This window comes from Flavobacterium sp. GW821-FHT12A05 (genome assembly GCF_058807735.1).
Map to the genome: position 1 here is coordinate 96,802 of NZ_JBXAQY010000002.1, position 15,632 is coordinate 112,433.

13 protein-coding genes are annotated in these 15,632 nt (G+C 35.4%); 6 read left to right on the top strand and 7 right to left on the bottom strand.

The genetic code is table 11. The annotated features are described in order from the left end of the window. The first annotated feature begins 143 nt into the window (after positions 1 to 143). Positions 144 to 575 carry a DUF4890 domain-containing protein gene (locus tag AC1RRQ_RS03845; protein ID WP_493021586.1) on the top strand — a complete coding sequence of 144 codons (432 nt, stop codon included), beginning with the start codon at positions 144 to 146 and terminating at the stop codon, positions 573 to 575. Between the two features lie 38 nt (positions 576 to 613). Here the strand turns inward: AC1RRQ_RS03845 and AC1RRQ_RS03850 are convergent, their stop codons facing one another. Continuing rightward, positions 614 to 997 carry a hypothetical protein gene (locus tag AC1RRQ_RS03850; RefSeq protein WP_493021589.1) on the bottom strand — a complete coding sequence of 128 codons (384 nt, stop codon included), beginning with the start codon at positions 995 to 997 and terminating at the stop codon, positions 614 to 616. 209 nt (positions 998 to 1,206) lie between these two features. Between AC1RRQ_RS03850 and AC1RRQ_RS03855 the strand changes: the two genes are divergently transcribed. Beyond that, positions 1,207 to 1,938 carry a DUF4890 domain-containing protein gene (locus AC1RRQ_RS03855; RefSeq protein WP_493021591.1) on the top strand — a complete coding sequence of 244 codons (732 nt, stop codon included), beginning with the start codon at positions 1,207 to 1,209 and terminating at the stop codon, positions 1,936 to 1,938. Between the two features lie 52 nt (positions 1,939 to 1,990). Here AC1RRQ_RS03855 and AC1RRQ_RS03860 read toward each other — a convergent pair whose 3' ends face one another. From AC1RRQ_RS03860 to AC1RRQ_RS03880, 5 genes are all read right to left on the bottom strand, one after another. Further along, the gene (locus AC1RRQ_RS03860) at positions 1,991 to 4,462 is read right to left on the bottom strand and encodes a zinc-dependent metalloprotease (RefSeq protein ID WP_493021593.1); all 2,472 of its coding nucleotides are present in this window, start codon (positions 4,460 to 4,462) and stop codon (positions 1,991 to 1,993) included. Between the two features lie 359 nt (positions 4,463 to 4,821). Beyond that, positions 4,822 to 6,108 (bottom strand): glutamate-1-semialdehyde 2,1-aminomutase, encoded by a 1,287-nt coding sequence (hemL, locus tag AC1RRQ_RS03865; RefSeq protein WP_493021595.1) that lies wholly within the window; start codon positions 6,106 to 6,108, stop codon positions 4,822 to 4,824. A gap of 104 nt (positions 6,109 to 6,212) precedes the next feature. After that, the gene (locus AC1RRQ_RS03870) at positions 6,213 to 7,103 is read right to left on the bottom strand and encodes a glucosaminidase domain-containing protein (protein WP_493021597.1); all 891 of its coding nucleotides are present in this window, start codon (positions 7,101 to 7,103) and stop codon (positions 6,213 to 6,215) included. Next, positions 7,096 to 8,004 (bottom strand): 1-aminocyclopropane-1-carboxylate deaminase/D-cysteine desulfhydrase, encoded by a 909-nt coding sequence (locus AC1RRQ_RS03875; RefSeq protein WP_493021599.1) that lies wholly within the window; start codon positions 8,002 to 8,004, stop codon positions 7,096 to 7,098. The genes AC1RRQ_RS03870 and AC1RRQ_RS03875 overlap by 8 nt, the downstream gene beginning before the upstream one ends. Beyond that, complete coding sequence (locus tag AC1RRQ_RS03880; protein ID WP_493021601.1) at positions 8,001 to 8,336, bottom strand: hypothetical protein; 336 nt, start codon at positions 8,334 to 8,336, stop codon at positions 8,001 to 8,003. The genes AC1RRQ_RS03875 and AC1RRQ_RS03880 overlap by 4 nt, the downstream gene beginning before the upstream one ends. Positions 8,337 to 8,453: 117 nt before the next feature. Here AC1RRQ_RS03880 and AC1RRQ_RS03885 point away from each other — a divergent pair, with 117 nt between their 5' ends. The 4 genes from AC1RRQ_RS03885 (at position 8,454) to ilvA (ending at position 13,293) form a co-directional block, all read left to right on the top strand. Further along, complete coding sequence (locus AC1RRQ_RS03885) at positions 8,454 to 8,639, top strand: C1orf53 family protein (protein WP_493021603.1); 186 nt, start codon at positions 8,454 to 8,456, stop codon at positions 8,637 to 8,639. A gap of 500 nt (positions 8,640 to 9,139) precedes the next feature. Continuing rightward, complete coding sequence (hutU, locus tag AC1RRQ_RS03890) at positions 9,140 to 11,119, top strand: urocanate hydratase (protein WP_493021605.1); 1,980 nt, start codon at positions 9,140 to 9,142, stop codon at positions 11,117 to 11,119. Between the two features lie 46 nt (positions 11,120 to 11,165). After that, a complete protein-coding gene (locus AC1RRQ_RS03895) occupies positions 11,166 to 11,705 on the top strand; it encodes a DUF4136 domain-containing protein (protein ID WP_493021607.1) in 540 nt (179 codons plus the stop codon). Positions 11,706 to 12,048: 343 nt separating this feature from the next. Then, the gene (gene ilvA / locus AC1RRQ_RS03900; protein ID WP_493021609.1) at positions 12,049 to 13,293 is read left to right on the top strand and encodes a threonine ammonia-lyase IlvA; all 1,245 of its coding nucleotides are present in this window, start codon (positions 12,049 to 12,051) and stop codon (positions 13,291 to 13,293) included. Between the two features lie 77 nt (positions 13,294 to 13,370). Here the strand turns inward: ilvA and AC1RRQ_RS03905 are convergent, their stop codons facing one another. Then, positions 13,371 to 15,527: an RICIN domain-containing protein gene (locus AC1RRQ_RS03905; protein ID WP_493021611.1), complete on the bottom strand. Its 2,157-nt coding sequence runs from the start codon at positions 15,525 to 15,527 to the stop codon at positions 13,371 to 13,373. Between the last annotated feature and the right edge of the window lie 105 nt (positions 15,528 to 15,632).

A 15,632-nucleotide genomic window follows, 5' to 3' on the forward strand; every position in this document is an offset into this window, starting at 1 on the left:
ATAAGCAATTAAATTGGTATATCGCAAGAATAAACTGCTTTAATAAACTACGATACAATCTGTTAAATAAATAATTTTAACAATATAATTAAACCAAATCAGTTTAATATAGTCTAAACGCTATAACCTTAAAAAGACAAATCATGAAAAAATTATTTATTGCAGCGATGTTATTTGTTGGAATAGCAAGCTTTGCACAAGACACTGACCAAAAACCAGCTCGTGAACAAAGAGAAAGATTAACTCCGGAGCAGCGTAATGAAAAACAGTTACAAAAACTGACTTCTGAATTGAGTTTAGACGCCAATCAACAAGCTCAGGTAAAACAATTATTGGCTGACAGAAGCGCTAAAGCAGAAAAATTTAGAGAGGCAAGAAAAGACAATAACACAAAACCAACCGATGCAGAAAGAGAAGCTTTTAAAACCGAATTGAAAGCTGAAAAAGAAGCAAACGACGCTAAAATGAAATCGATTCTAACTGCTGACCAGTACACAAAATGGCATTCTTTACAAGAAAAAAATAAAGATAAAGCCAGAGAAAAAATGAAAGAATACAAAAAAGAAAGCAACTAATTATAGTTTACAAAAGAGGCCGTTAAGCCTCTTTTTTTTTATTTTGTTTTAGGAAGAAGAACAGAAGTATCATATCCTAAATCTTCCAGCATTTTTAAGCCATCAAGCGGTCCCAGTTTATTTTTACCGTCCCAGCCTTTTTTTTCACCGTACAAAATACATTCTCTTATATATTTCGGTCTGTTAAGATTAATCTTCTCCTCTTTGCCTAAAAGGGAATTAAAAAGCGGAAATCCATTATTTAAAGGAAAACCAATTATGGGATCATCCCAGGTATGAAAATTTAATACTAAAGGCGTCAGCTTGTAATCTTTTAAAAATATTTTTACCGATAAAACACTATCTTCTGTTACAAGATGTACTTCTCCTTGCATCTTGTACAAATAGATATTTTCGTTTACTGTTATCTTCCTTAACTTCATAAATCTTACTGTATTATCAGGCTTTCAAAACTAGGCAATTCCTCATTTAAAAGAAAACACAACACGATATATTACACGAATATCAGGTCTTAAATCTTTAAATTAAATTTTAAGACAAATTGTTAAATAAAAGATAAACCTGAAAATTCAATTAAACTTAGCAAACCCTTTGAAGTCTAATGGGTATAAACCTTTAAAAAAAACGAAAAATGAAAAAATTATTTATGGCTGCTTTATTATTCGTTGGAATAGTAAGTTTTGCACAAGACATCAATCAGAAACCAGCACGTGATCAACGAGAAAGATTAACTCCTGAACAACGTAACGAAAAACATTTACAAAAGTTAACTTCTGATTTGAATTTAGATAAAAAACAGCAGGATCAGGTAAAACAACTTTTGGCTGATAGAAGTGCTAAAGCAGAAAAATTTAGAGAGGCAAGAAAAGACAGTAAAACAAAACCTACTGCCGAAGAAAGAGAAGCTTTTAAAAAACAAATTACTGCCGAAAGAGACGCAAATGATGCTAAAATGAAAGCCATTTTAAATGCTGATCAATACACAAAATGGACGGCTCTAAAAAAAGAACACAGCCGAAAAGGAGATCATAAAGGTCATTTTAAAACACCACAGGAACGTGATCAGGCACATTTGCAAAAGTTAACAACTGATCTAAACTTAAATGCCGATCAGCAAAAACAAGTAAGCCAGCTTTTATCTGATAGAAGTGCAAAAATGGAAACGCTTAGAAAAAGCAGAGGTGATGCAAAACCAACTGATGCCGAAAGAAAAGCCATGAGAAAACAAATGGAAGAAGATCACAAAGCGACTGATGCAAAAATGAAATCTATTTTGAATGCAGATCAATATAAAAAATGGACCGCAATTCAAAAAGAACGCAAAGACAAAATGAAAGAATACAGAAAAGATAAAATGAAATAATCTTATCAAAAAAAAGAGGCTTTAAAAGCCTCTTTTTTGTTTTTATAAAATCTTATTTTGGATTTAAAATCAAATCGATTCGTTTGATACAATCTTCATAATGGTATTTTGTTTCTGTATTTACCGGTCTTGCTTTTGCTGCTACAAGCGTAGTTCTTAAAGCATTTAACTCGCCGCGAACCAAAGACCTTACATCAGATTGACCTACATTGTAATAGATCACTGATCTGTCCGCTGGTTTAATTTCTTCCGTCATTAAAGCGCCCATTCTGTCGATATAACCGCGCTGCAAGTTTCTTCTGTATATGGTAACATTTGCTGGTGTTGCCGTTTCTTTCCAGATGCCTTTTCGTGTATCTTTTAATAAATCCAAAGCTTTGTAATTATCTCCTCCCAAAATTTCATTATCCATCAGCCTTCCAATGCGCCCAATGCTTAACAAACTATTTAAGTGGCGAACCTGCAGACTTCTAAATCTTTCTGCATAACCGGCAAAGTCGGTATTTTTTAAAGTATTGATGTTTACAATCCATGTTGGCGAAGCAAAAGCATTTGTCTGAAGCCAGTTCATTGCTTCAATTTGTTTTGCTTTTGGCACCACTTCATATACATTTCCGGTCTGATTTGGCTTTTTGGTGTTTTCATATATACCGCCAACATTGGTTACAACATGACCTACATATCTGCTCCAGGCATCAAGCAATTCTTTATAAACCTCATCTAAATCAGCATAATTATTGGTAACGTTACTTGTCCATTCGTTTAAATGCGCCGCTACATATTCTAAATTTTTAAGTCCGTACGAACTCGCCTTCATTGAATTATTTCCAATATCTTCTGTTTGAGAAGTCGGATCAAAAGCACTGCTTTGTTTTCCAAATTTATAAAGAGGATTTCCTGCTTTGTCTAAAATCCATTTATCTAAAACTGCAACTTCTGCTTCTGGAGATTTCGCATTCGGGATTACTCTGTATCCCCAATTCAAAGCATAATGATCGTAAGCACCCATTTTACGAATAAAACGAATATTTTTATCTCCCGGCTGTGCGATATAATTAAAACGGGCATAATCCATTATACTGGCCGAAATTCCGTTTTGCTGCGTAAAATCGCCGTTTCTATAACTTTCTACATCATACGCACAGCTTGCTCCCATATTATGCGGAAAGCCCAGAGCATGTCCCACTTCATGCGCAATAACCATTCGCATCATTTCTCCCATTTCTTCATCACTGGTTTGTAAAGTTCTCGCTGACGGATTTGCTGCTCCTGTTTCTAACAAATATCGGTTTCTATAAGATCGCAAATGATTGTGGTACCAGATCACATCACTTTCAATAATTTCTCCGGTTCTAGGATCTGAAACACTTGGCCCAACTGCATTTCGGGTTGTACTTGCCACATATCGAATAACAGAATAACGAATATCTTCCGGACTAAAATCAGGATCTTCTTCTTTTGTTGGGGCATCTTTGGCAATAATAGCATTTTTAAAACCAGCTGTTTCAAAAGGTTTCTGCCATTCTTCAATTCCTAATTTGATGTATTTTTTCAACTTTTCAGGAGTTGCAGGATCTAAGTAATAAACGATCGGTTTTATCGGCTCCACCAATTCTCCTCTGTTATACGCCTCAGGATCTTTTGGTTCTAACCTCCAGCGCTGGATATAAGTTTTAAGATCCGATTTTAATTCATTGCTTCCGTAATCGTATTGACTTACCGTAAACCATCCCACACGCGGATCAGCTAATCTTGGTTTCATTGGTACTTCGGGCAGTAAAATCATCGATTGATTCATTTGAATGCTTATTGATTCTGTTTCCTCCAGCATAGAAGGTTTTGAAGCACTATAGGTCATATCCTGAATCACTTCAATATTCATAGGGAAACTTTTAATGGTATTGATAAAACTTCTCGAATCGTCTAATCCCTTTACTTTATAAGTTTCTCGCATTTCTGCAGATATTCCGCTGATTGCCTTAACATCTGTACTATAAAATTTTGTAACATCAATAACCGTGTTTGCAGAATCTTTGCTAAATGCCACAATATCAAAAACAAATAAGGTAGGTTCGTAATTATTTGATTTTACCGAAATACTAATAGGCAGCGTATCGTTTGCAACCGAATTATAGGATTTAGATTTGATGAGAATCTTATCCTGAAAACGCTGCCAGACAATCAACTGCTCGTTAGTTTCAGAACCTGCGTTTACATATCCTCCACCCAAATTAGACGGCAGTTTAGAAAGCCTGCTTACTAAAAGCATGTCTTTGTTTAAATACTTATTCGGAATTTCGAAATAATACTTTTTATCTACTTTATGAACCGTAAATAATCCTTCGTCAGATATCGCATCTTTGGTGATAACCTTGCTGTATTCTTTAATTGTCGATTCTGATTTTTTCTCCGGAGGAGCAGTAACTGGTTCATCTTTTGCTTTCTTTTTACCCGATTGAGCATATTGTGAGGTACTAAACAGCATAAAAACTGTCATCATTATAAAAATGAAAAATCTCTTCATTTATTATGGGTTTAATGGTTGTTTTAGAAACAAAAGTAAATTTTATTCTAAATAATTAAGAAAGAACCTTATTATTAACATTACATTAACTAAATATATTGAAAGTCAAATTTAAGAGTAGGATAGATTTTTTATTTCTGAATGTGCTTATTTTTTTTAACGCAGATTCGGCAGATTTAGCAGATCATTCTTTAGGAAATGCTATCAAAAATCTGCCAAATCTGCGTGAATTTCTCAACACATTTTTTAAATCATTTTAATCCCGTAATCTGTAGCAGAATATTATATTAAAAAAGGTTCAGCTTTAATGAAAAAGCTGAACCTCAAATTGAAAAAAAATATAATATCTTTTCTAAGATTTAAAAAGTTTTTGAAACCTTATCGATAGCATTAATCGTAAAATCTAAATCTTCATACGTTAAGGCATCCGTAATAAACCAGGTTTCGTAAGCAGAAGGTGCAATGTAAATTCCTTCCTGTAATAATCCGTGAAAGAATTTCTTAAACGTTTCATTATCACCTTTTGCAGCCGTTTGAAAATCTGTAACCGGATTTGCATCAAAATGTACAGAAATCATAGAACCTACTCTATTAATAGTAAAAACAACATTATTTGCTTTTAAAACTCTATCAATTCCTGCTTCTAAATAAGCTGTCTTTTCTTCTAAACGGGTAAAAATTTCACGGTCGTTATCAAGAGCTTTTAACATTGCATATCCAGCCGCCATTGCTAATGGATTTCCAGATAATGTTCCTGCCTGATAAACAGGTCCAAGAGGCGCTAAATAATTCATGATTTCTTCACGAGCAGCAAAAGCGCCAACCGGAAGTCCGCCGCCAATTACTTTTCCAAACGTTACAATATCAGCATTGACATTATACAATTCCTGAACGCCGCCACGAGCCAAACGGAAACCAGTCATTACCTCATCAAAAATCAGTAAAATTCCGTTTGCTGTACACAATTCTCTTAAACCTTCCAAGAAACCTTTTGCTGGCGGGATACATCCCATATTTCCTGCAACCGCTTCGATAATAATCGCAGCGATTTCTCCTTTATTCGCTTCGATTAAAGCTTTTACATTCTCTAAATCATTGTATTTAGCTAACAAAGTATCTTTTGCAGTTCCTTCTGTTACACCCGGGCTGTTTGGCGAACCAAAAGTTACAGCACCGCTTCCTGCCTGAATCAGGAATGAATCGGAATGTCCGTGGTAACAACCTGCAAATTTTACTATTTTATCTCTTTTTGTAAAACCACGAGCCAGACGAATAGCGCTCATACAAGCCTCTGTACCTGAATTTACAAATCTAATTTTATCAATATTCGGAACCATAGAAACGGCCAAAGCTGCGATTTCTGTTTCCAGTTCTGTTGGCATTCCAAATGAAGTTCCCAGTTTTGCTTTTTCGATTACGGCATCAACAACCGGCTGATAAGCATGACCTAAAACCATTGGTCCCCAAGAGTTAATGTAATCTATTAATTTGTTTCCGTCCTCATCATACAAATAAGCACCTTTGGCACTTTTTACAAAAATTGGAGTTCCGCCTACTGCTTTAAATGCTCTTACTGGTGAATTTACTCCTCCCGGAATTACTTTTTCTGCTTCAGCAAAAAGCTGACTACTTCTTTTATATAACATTTTTATATTTTAGATTTCTGAATTTAGATTTTAGATTATTCCAAAGCCACAACTGGAAAACTGATAATTGAAAACTGAGACTGAGACTGAAAACTGAAAACTGATTACTTAACTCTCAACCTCTGCCCAATCGAGATCGCATTATCGGTTAAATTATTCTTCTGTTTTAAATCATCAACCAATAAGTTGAATTTTTTCGAAATAGAATATAAAGTATCTCCTTTTTGGACTTCGTATAAATTTGGATCGTTTGAATTCGAATTTGAATTAACAGGTCTTGACGGACTCTTAGTTGGTGCTGCCGTTGACTTATTAATTGGAGTATAGTTTTTGCCTGTAACCAAACAATCGTATTGATGCAGATTGTAGCGCTCAATATAGCTGATCAATTTATCCGGATAATTAGGATCTGTTGCATAACCCGCAGCTCTTAGTCCTTTTGCCCAGGCTTTGTAGTCGTCTTTTTCGAAAGTAAATAAGGCTTCATATCTCTTTTTTCCAACCAAAAACAAAGCATGATCTCTATAAGATTCTGCTGCTTCCGGGTATTTTCTAAAACATTCCTGAGCCGAGTCGTCGTCGTGTCGAACACTTTCGCCCAGCCAGTCTTTGTGGCATTTTATTCCAAAATGATTGTTAGCTTCAACCGCAAGGTCACCTCTACCCGCACCCGATTCTAAAATTCCCTGCGCCAAAATAATACTGGCCGGAATTCCGTATGTTTTCATGTTTCCAATTGCAATATCTTTAAACTGCAAAATGTAATTATTGATTAAATCGCTGGTAACAACTGTTTTTGAAGTAGATTGAATAACCTCAGTTGTATTATTTGTAGAAGGATATTTTGCTGTAGGTTTAGCATAAACAGGTTTTTTAGCTGCTGCGGTCCTGCTTTGGTGTACAGCCGCTTTTTTGGTCGTTGCGATAGCAGGCTTGCTCGACGAACAGCTTGCTAAAACTATAACTGTAAAAAGCAATACTATTTTTTTAATCATTGTTGTTGAGTATTGGTAATTTTTTCTGCTTCAATTTTATATTCATTCCTTCAATTCCCTGCAATCCGCCAGTATGAATGAGTAATATTTTTGAATGTGCAGGAAAATAATTTTTGTTTATTAAATCTATAACGCCAAAAACCATCTTTCCTGTATAAATTGGATCTAAGGGCACTTTTGTTTCTTCAAGAAAAGCATTTATAAATTCGATCAGCTCTACATTTATTTTGCCATAACCTCCAAAATGATAGTCAGAAATTAAATTCCAGTTATCTTTTTTTGCAAAAATACGAATTTCATCGGTTAAAAAGTCACCTTTTAACGCTGGAAACCCTAAAATTTTCTGATTTGGCAGCGAATTATTAATTAATCCCGAAATTGTACCACCAGTTCCAACAGCACAGCAAACGTAATCAAAAACGACGTCTTCTTCTGTCAAAATCTCTTCGCAGCCTTTTACGGCAAGCTCATTGGTACCGCCTTCAGGAACCAAATAAAAATCGCCAAACTTGTCTTTCAGCTTTTGTATAAATGCCGGATCACTTTTTAAACGATAATCCTCACGGGAAACAAACTCAAACTGCATTCCGTTTTCCTGAGCAAATTTCAGCGTTGGATTCTCTTCTATTTTATCAAAAAGCTCATCACCGCGAATAACGCCGATTGTTTTAAATCCCTGCTCTTTGCCCGCAAATGCCGCAGCCGCAATATGATTTGAAAAAGCACCGCCAAAAGTCAAAAATGTTTCTTTGTTTTCGGCTTTCGCCTGAAGTAAATTGTATTTTAACTTTCTAAATTTATTCCCCGAAATAAACGGATGAATAAGGTCTTCACGCTTTATAGTTAACGAAATATCATTTGGGAAAATGATTGGAATGGATTGATTTATAGTTGGTTTCATTTTAGCGCAATATAGTTTAAAAACCGGAAAAAGGAACGATTTTTTAAATAACTCAAATCCGTTTCTTTTGCATAAGCTTCTCTTTCAAAACTTATATTTTGATATGCCAAAGCTGCATTTTTATATTGAAGTAAACGAATTAAATACTCCAATAAATACCAGACAAAAAACGGAATTATCAGCATTTCTAACTGCTGTCTTAAATGGATTTTTTCGTGATTAACAAAAACGACATTGGTTTTATCAAAACCATATTTTACAATCACAAATGGAAATACAGCCATTCCACGATAACCATTCGGAATTAAATATTTGGCAACAATCAGAAACATTGGCTGTAAAATTTATAAATTTGTAGCTATAAAATTGTTCGATTTCAATAAAATCATAATCAAATATTTATATTTTTGATTTTTAAAGTTACCGAAACACGAACGCGAAGCAGATTTATGAAAGAGCAAAGTAATGAAAATAAATTAATCGAAGGCGAAGATTTTTACTATACGCCCGAAGGTTATAAATGCTTTACTGAAAAACATCATTTAAAAAGAGGGTATTGCTGTAAAAGCGGCTGCCGTCACTGCCCGTACGGATTTGATAAAAGAACGGGAGAAATTAGAAAGAAATCAAATTAGATAATGTGTCAATTTGATAATGAGATAATTTTGAAAAACAGATTAACAATCTAAAATCTAAAATCAACAATCTAAAATATTTATATGGATATTCTGTTACGAAAATTTAGGATTACCATCCACAAATCCTATCATAGGTCGGATATCCGCTATCCCTAGTTTTTAATTAGAAAATGTGACAATGTGCCAATGAGCCAATTTAAAAATGAGATAATTATTTTTTGAATTGAATTTTCATTGATAACCACATTTCGCTCTTATGGAGCTTTTGTATTACGTGATTATTGTTTTCTATAAATATTACGCCTTTCCAAGGCTTTAGATCTGTTTGATCTAATTAAGCTCCATCGGAGCAAAATATTTATAGAAACAAGCCAATCAGTCACATTTAAGCCCCAGCGGGGCGGCATAATTTTAAAAACAAAAAAAATTAATCTGTTGTTAATGTTGCTGAATTACCTTAGCACCTTAGAACCTTAGCAACTAAGTACCTAAAAAAAATGACTTTTCAAGAAGAAATAAAACAAGGAATTCCATCTGTATTACCTCAAAAAAAGGATTACGATCCGGCTATTAATCATGCGCCAAAGAGAAAAGAAATTCTTTCGGCAGAAGAAAAAAAGCTGGCTTTAAAAAATGCTTTGCGTTATTTTGATCCAAAACATCATGCTGAATTAATTCCTGAATTTTCAGAAGAATTAGAAAAATACGGGCGTATTTATATGTACCGTCTTCGCCCTGATTATAGAATGTACGCAAGACCAATTGACGAATATCCTGGAAAATCATTGCAGGCAAAAGCGATTATGCACATGATTCAGAACAATCTGGATTACGCCGTGGCGCAGCATCCGCATGAATTAATTACGTACGGCGGTAATGGAGCTGTTTTCCAGAACTGGGCACAATATTTATTGACGATGCAGTATTTGTCTGAAATGACAGACGAGCAGACTTTAACCATGTATTCAGGTCACCCGATGGGATTATTCCCTTCGCATAAAGAAGCACCGAGAGTTGTGGTAACCAACGGAATGGTGATCCCAAATTATTCTAAACCTGACGATTGGGAAAAAATGAACACCTTGGGAGTTTCTCAATACGGACAAATGACAGCCGGAAGTTATATGTACATTGGCCCACAGGGAATTGTACACGGAACGACAATTACGGTTTTAAACGGTTTTAGAAAAATAAAACAAAATCCAGAAGGAAGTTTATTCGTAACTTCTGGACTTGGCGGTATGTCTGGTGCACAGCCAAAAGCCGGAAATATTGCCGGTTGTATTACGGTTTGTGCCGAAGTAAACCCAAAAATCACGAAAATTCGTCACGAGCAGGGATGGATAAATGAAGTCGTAACTTCGACTGACGAATTGGTTGCCAGAGTAGCTTTGGCGAAAGCCAATAAAGAAACCGTTTCGATTGCATACTTAGGAAATGTGGTAGATGTTTGGGAACGTTTTGATCAGGAAAATGTCAAAATTGATTTAGGTTCAGATCAGACTTCGCTTCATAATCCATGGGCCGGAGGTTATTATCCGGTTGGAATTTCTTTTGAAGACGCAAACAAAATGATGGCCGAAAATCCGGAATTATTCAAAGAAAAAGTTCAGGAAACCTTACGCCGTCATGCAGCAGCTATTAATAAACATACGGCAAAAGGAACGTACTTTTTTGATTACGGAAATGCTTTTTTATTGGAAGCTTCACGTGCTGGTGCTGATGTAATGGCCGAAAATAATATCGATTTTAAATATCCGAGTTATGTACAGGATATTATGGGACCAATGTGTTTCGATTACGGATTTGGACCTTTTAGATGGGTTTGTACTTCTGGAAAACCAGAAGATTTGCAAAAAACAGATACTATTGCAAGTCAGGTTTTAGAGGAATTAGCCAAGACTTCTCCAAGTGAAATTCAGCAGCAAATGCAGGATAATATTAAATGGATTAAAGGTGCGCAGGAAAATAAACTGGTTGTAGGTTCGCAGGCCCGAATTCTTTATGCTGATGCCGAAGGAAGAATTAAAATCGCAGAAGCTTTTAATCAGGCTATCGCAAAAGGCGAAATTGGAGCTGTTGTTTTAGGACGCGATCACCATGATGTTTCCGGAACTGACTCGCCTTACAGAGAAACTTCGAATATTTACGACGGATCCCGTTTTACCGCCGATATGGCAATTCAAAACGTGATTGGCGACAGTTTTAGAGGAGCAACCTGGGTATCCATACATAATGGCGGCGGCGTTGGCTGGGGAGAGGTTATAAATGGTGGCTTTGGTATGGTTCTTGATGGTTCTAAAGAGGCTTCAAAACGTTTAGCATCAATGCTTTTCTGGGATGTTAACAACGGAATTTCAAGACGAAGCTGGGCCAGAAATGACGAAGCTATTTTTGCTATAAAAAGAGCAATGCAAGTCGAGCCATTATTAAAAGTAACTTTACCTAATATGGTAGACGAAAGTTTGCTTAGTTAAGGTTCTTAAAAACAAACAAAACGAGAACATTAAATTTCTAATAACTATGAAAACATTCAAATTAGTTCCGATTTTACTGCTATTGATACTTTCATCATGCAGCAGTGTTACTGTATACTCTGATTACGACAAAAATGTCGATTTTACGCCCTATAAAACGTATGCTTTCTTTAAGCCCGGAATTGATAAGGTCGAGATTTCTGATTTGGATAAAAGACGTATCCTTCGCGCTATAGATAACGAAATGCAGGCTAAAGGATTTACAAAAAGTGAGAATCCTGATTTATTAGTAAACATTTTTACTAAATCAAGAGAGCAGGTTGATGTAAATCAGTTTAGTGCCGGATGGGGTTACGGCTGGGGCTGGGGTTGGAATCCTTGGATGATGTACGGAGGAAACCAAACTACTGTTTCTACTTCTACGGAAGGTACTTTGTACATTGATTTAATCGATGCCAAAAAGAAAGAAATGATCTGGCAAGGTGAAGGTCTGGGAACTTTAACTCGAAACATCGACAAAAAGGATCAAAGAATTGCCGAATTCGTAAATAAAATTATGGCACAATATCCGCCGGTTAAAAAGTAATATCCAGTCGCAGTTTTCAGTTTTCAGCTTTTTATAAAACTTTAAATAGTGGTGAACTTTCCAAAATAATTAATACATTTGTTCCTCAGGAAACAAAAAAAATGAAAAACTTTAACAACATTATTATCGCTATTATCAGCATTATTGCAATTCAGCAGTGATGGCGAGGTGTTATATAAGTTTGTAAAATATAATTTATAGAAACCTCCCAATTGGGAGGTTTTTTATTTTAAAAAAGATTTCAAATCGCCACGAATTACACAAATTAGCACGAATTTTTTTTTGTCAGCTTCTAGATAAAATTAGTGGACATTAGTGGAATTCGTGGCAAAAAACAACAATTATGAGTTTATTTAACGAAGTACTTAACGCAAAAAAGCAGCTCGAAAACGTAGTTCCCGCGACGCCTTTAACCCAAAATCTAAATCTTTCAGATGAATTCAAATCGACTATTTTATTAAAGCGGGAAGATTTACAAATTGTTCGTTCGTATAAAATTAGAGGCGCTTATAATAAGATTTCTTCGTTAAATGAAAAAGAAAAAGCCAACGGAATTGTTTGTGCCAGTGCAGGAAATCATGCTCAAGGCGTGGCTTATTCCTGTAATTTACTGCATATAAAAGGCAAAATTTACATGCCTAAAACAACTCCAAAGCAAAAAGTAAAACAAGTACAATTGTTTGGAAAATCGTTTGTAGAAATTGTCTTAACGGGTGATACTTTCGATGATGCTTACGCGTCGGCGACTGCAGATGCTATCAAAAACCACAAAACATTTATTCATCCTTTTGATGACGAAAAAGTAATTGCCGGACAAGGAACTGTTGGTTTGGAAATTCTGGAAAGTTGTAAAGAACCTATCGATTATGTTTTTGTGCCAATCGGCGGTGGCGGGCTGGCGTCCGGATTATCCGAAGTTTTTAAACATTTGAGCCCGAATACTAAAATAATAGGCGTTGAACCAAAAGGCGCACCTTCGATGAAAACTTCAATAGAGGAAAATAAAAATACTGCTTTAAAAACGATTGACAAGTTTGTTGACGGCGCGGCGGTAAAACAAGTTGGCGATAAAACTTTTGAAATATGCCGCTATAATCTGGAAGATATTATTCTGGTTCCCGAAGGAAAAGTCTGTACCACTATTTTGCGTTTATATAATGAAGAAGCCATGGTTGTAGAGCCAGCAGGTGCTTTGACCATTGCGGCTTTGGATTTTTATAAAGATAAAATTAAAGGAAAAAATGTGGTCTGCGTAGTAAGCGGAAGCAATAACGACATTGAAAGAACGGCCGAAATAAAAGAGCGTTCGTTGCTTTACGAAGGTTTAATGCATTATTTTATGATTCAGTTTCCACAGCGTCCGGGAGCTTTAAAAGAATTTGTAAATAATATTTTAGGCCCTGATGATGACATCACTTATTTTCAGTTTGCTAAGAAAAACAGCCGCGAAGTTGGTTCTGTGGTAGTAGGTTTAGAATTGAAAAAGAAAAAAGACATCATGCCTATTAAAATGAAAATGACACAATACGGATTTGAATTTCAATATTTAAATGACAATCAGGATTTGTTTACGCAATTAATTGGATAAAAAATAAAAGGCTGTCTAAATAAATCAGACAGCCTTTTAAACATCAATATAAAATTACTAATTGAATTCTCGATGTATTATTGTTTCAATACTTTTTTAGTATAAGAACCTGTATTGTCATTTACTCTTACGATATAAACTCCTTTTGGAAGTCTTGAAACTTCTATTTCAGATTGATTTCCTTTTACAAAATCCACATTTTTTGTTATGATGTTTTGTCCTGCAATATTGAATATTTCTACAGAAGCACTTCCTTCATGATTGGTATCGATTTTTAAATAATCATTTGCTGCATTAATAAAAATCGCCATATCGTTTGAAGTTTCGCTATCAGCTGTAATTTCTGTTAAAACTTTTTTCGCCGTTGATTCTACCTGAACCAATTGCCATTGCTGATTTAGTCCTCCTGTGTAATCCCAAACCTGAATATTAGCCCCATTTGCTGTAGAAACACTTTCAACATCAAGAGATTTACCCGTATTTACATTGGTAATTTTATAATAACCTCCGCCAAGACTTTCAACAGTCCATTTAAATTCATTAGAATTAACAAAAGATCTTTGCTGTACTTTCAATCCATTTGCTGTTCCATTATTTTCTACAGCCAGATACATTCCAGTTGATTTTACGATTATATAATAATTCCCTGCTCCGTCAGAAACAAATTTCCATCTCTGGTTATTGCCGCCGCCGCCAGTTATATCATATTGCTGAATTCTGCCGCCACTTGTAGTCGAATTATCGGCTACATCTAATCCTTTATTACTATTTCTTGAAATAATATTATAGTATCCCGGAAAACCTGTTGGAGGCGGTGTTCCTGCTCCCCATGTAAAAGTAACTGCTGATGATCCCGGAACAGCATAATTAAATGCAGATGATCCCGACACAACTTTTATTGTATTTGATGAGCCCGAAGTATTATAAACCACAAGAGCAATAGAACCATCGGGATTTTTAAATCCAACTGATAAAATACTGCCGCTTGAGCTTGAAGAACCAATTCTTACTGCGCCCGGCTTTACATATTTTGAGATTTGGCCAATAATGTAATAAGCCACATTTCTAGTATAACTTGTACTGTTGTTTACTGTAATTGCACCTAAACAAGTGCTGCATCCGCCTGGAGTACGAGGTCCTAAACTTGAGTTATTTGCCGCATTCCATTCTAAAACTGTTTTAGACCAGTTATTGGTACTTCCAATCACAACGTTTTGCATGTGCCAGCCAAAATCGCCGCCAAAGCTGCCACCTGAACCTGTATATTGTTCTGTAAAATATACGTTTTTGTTTGTGGCATTTCGCACAGTTGACATAGCTGAAATGTTTCCTAAATACAAATGAAACGCCGCTCCATCTACATAACTGCTGTTGTTTAAAACATCAATAGGATAGGCTGTATTGTCGCAATTATGATCGAAAGCTATAATTTTGACACCTCCGTAACCAGCTGCTGCCAATTGTGGCCCAAGTTGTTGATTAATGAAATTCTTTTGTTCTGTAGAATTCATTAACATGCTAGGCTCATTGTGTGGATTTTCAGGTTCATTTTGCGGTGTGATTCCCCAAATCGGAATTCCCTGCGCCTGCATAGCTGCAATATATTTTACAAAATATCTGGCATAAGCTGCGTAGTATTGTGTCTGCAGACTTCCGCCAACCCAGGAACCATTGGTTTTCATCCAGCGCGGCGCTGACCAAGGTGTTGCTAATATTTTGATGTTTGGATTGATCTGCTGGATTTTTTTGATAATCGGAATTAAATACGTCAAATCTGGTCCGTTTAGACTAAAGTTATTCATATTAGTATCTCCAGAAGTTTCGTTATAACTATAAGAAGAACTGCTTAAATCTGAAGCCGCAATACTAATACGAATTAAACTGGCATTTAATCCCGTCGTAGGATTATATAAATCATTCAGTAATTGATTTTGCTGTGTTGCTGCCATGCCGCTTATTACTTCGGCGCTTCCCTCGGTAAGTGTGTAACCAAAGCCGTCCATAGTTTGATAAGTAGTTCCGGCATTAACAGTAACCGTAGAAGGATTCGTTCCGGAATTTGTACCGAAACTTACAGTACCCTGCTGTTGTAATAATCTCGTTTGATCACCTGATGTTATATAAGGTGTAACCGTTTGAGCATTAATTTTGATACTAAAGAAAAGCATTATAATAACGACTTGGGTCATAAAAGCTTTTACTCGATTTGTAGGTTTTTGAGTAGTTTTGTGCATCTTTTTTCTTTTTTGTGGTTTTTAGATAGTTAACTTTTTTCTCATTTTATTATGATTATTTTTATTAAAACGGATCTAAATTATAGTATTTTTTACGAAAACGAT

Excerpts from the sequence above, each read along its gene's own strand:
- AC1RRQ_RS03845 (WP_493021586.1), top strand. The coding sequence starts at position 144 with ATGAAAAAATTATTTATTGCAGCGATGTTATTTGTTGGAATAGCAAGC.
- AC1RRQ_RS03850 (WP_493021589.1), bottom strand. The coding sequence starts at position 997 with ATGAAGTTAAGGAAGATAACAGTAAACGAAAATATCTATTTGTACAAG.
- AC1RRQ_RS03855 (WP_493021591.1), top strand. The coding sequence starts at position 1,207 with ATGAAAAAATTATTTATGGCTGCTTTATTATTCGTTGGAATAGTAAGT.
- AC1RRQ_RS03860 (WP_493021593.1), bottom strand. The coding sequence starts at position 4,462 with ATGAAGAGATTTTTCATTTTTATAATGATGACAGTTTTTATGCTGTTT.
- hemL (WP_493021595.1), bottom strand. The coding sequence starts at position 6,108 with ATGTTATATAAAAGAAGTAGTCAGCTTTTTGCTGAAGCAGAAAAAGTA.
- AC1RRQ_RS03870 (WP_493021597.1), bottom strand. The coding sequence starts at position 7,103 with ATGATTAAAAAAATAGTATTGCTTTTTACAGTTATAGTTTTAGCAAGC.
- AC1RRQ_RS03875 (WP_493021599.1), bottom strand. The coding sequence starts at position 8,004 with ATGAAACCAACTATAAATCAATCCATTCCAATCATTTTCCCAAATGAT.
- AC1RRQ_RS03880 (WP_493021601.1), bottom strand. The coding sequence starts at position 8,336 with ATGTTTCTGATTGTTGCCAAATATTTAATTCCGAATGGTTATCGTGGA.
- AC1RRQ_RS03885 (WP_493021603.1), top strand. The coding sequence starts at position 8,454 with ATGAAAGAGCAAAGTAATGAAAATAAATTAATCGAAGGCGAAGATTTT.
- hutU (WP_493021605.1), top strand. The coding sequence starts at position 9,140 with ATGACTTTTCAAGAAGAAATAAAACAAGGAATTCCATCTGTATTACCT.
- AC1RRQ_RS03895 (WP_493021607.1), top strand. The coding sequence starts at position 11,166 with ATGAAAACATTCAAATTAGTTCCGATTTTACTGCTATTGATACTTTCA.
- ilvA (WP_493021609.1), top strand. The coding sequence starts at position 12,049 with ATGAGTTTATTTAACGAAGTACTTAACGCAAAAAAGCAGCTCGAAAAC.
- AC1RRQ_RS03905 (WP_493021611.1), bottom strand. The coding sequence starts at position 15,527 with ATGCACAAAACTACTCAAAAACCTACAAATCGAGTAAAAGCTTTTATG.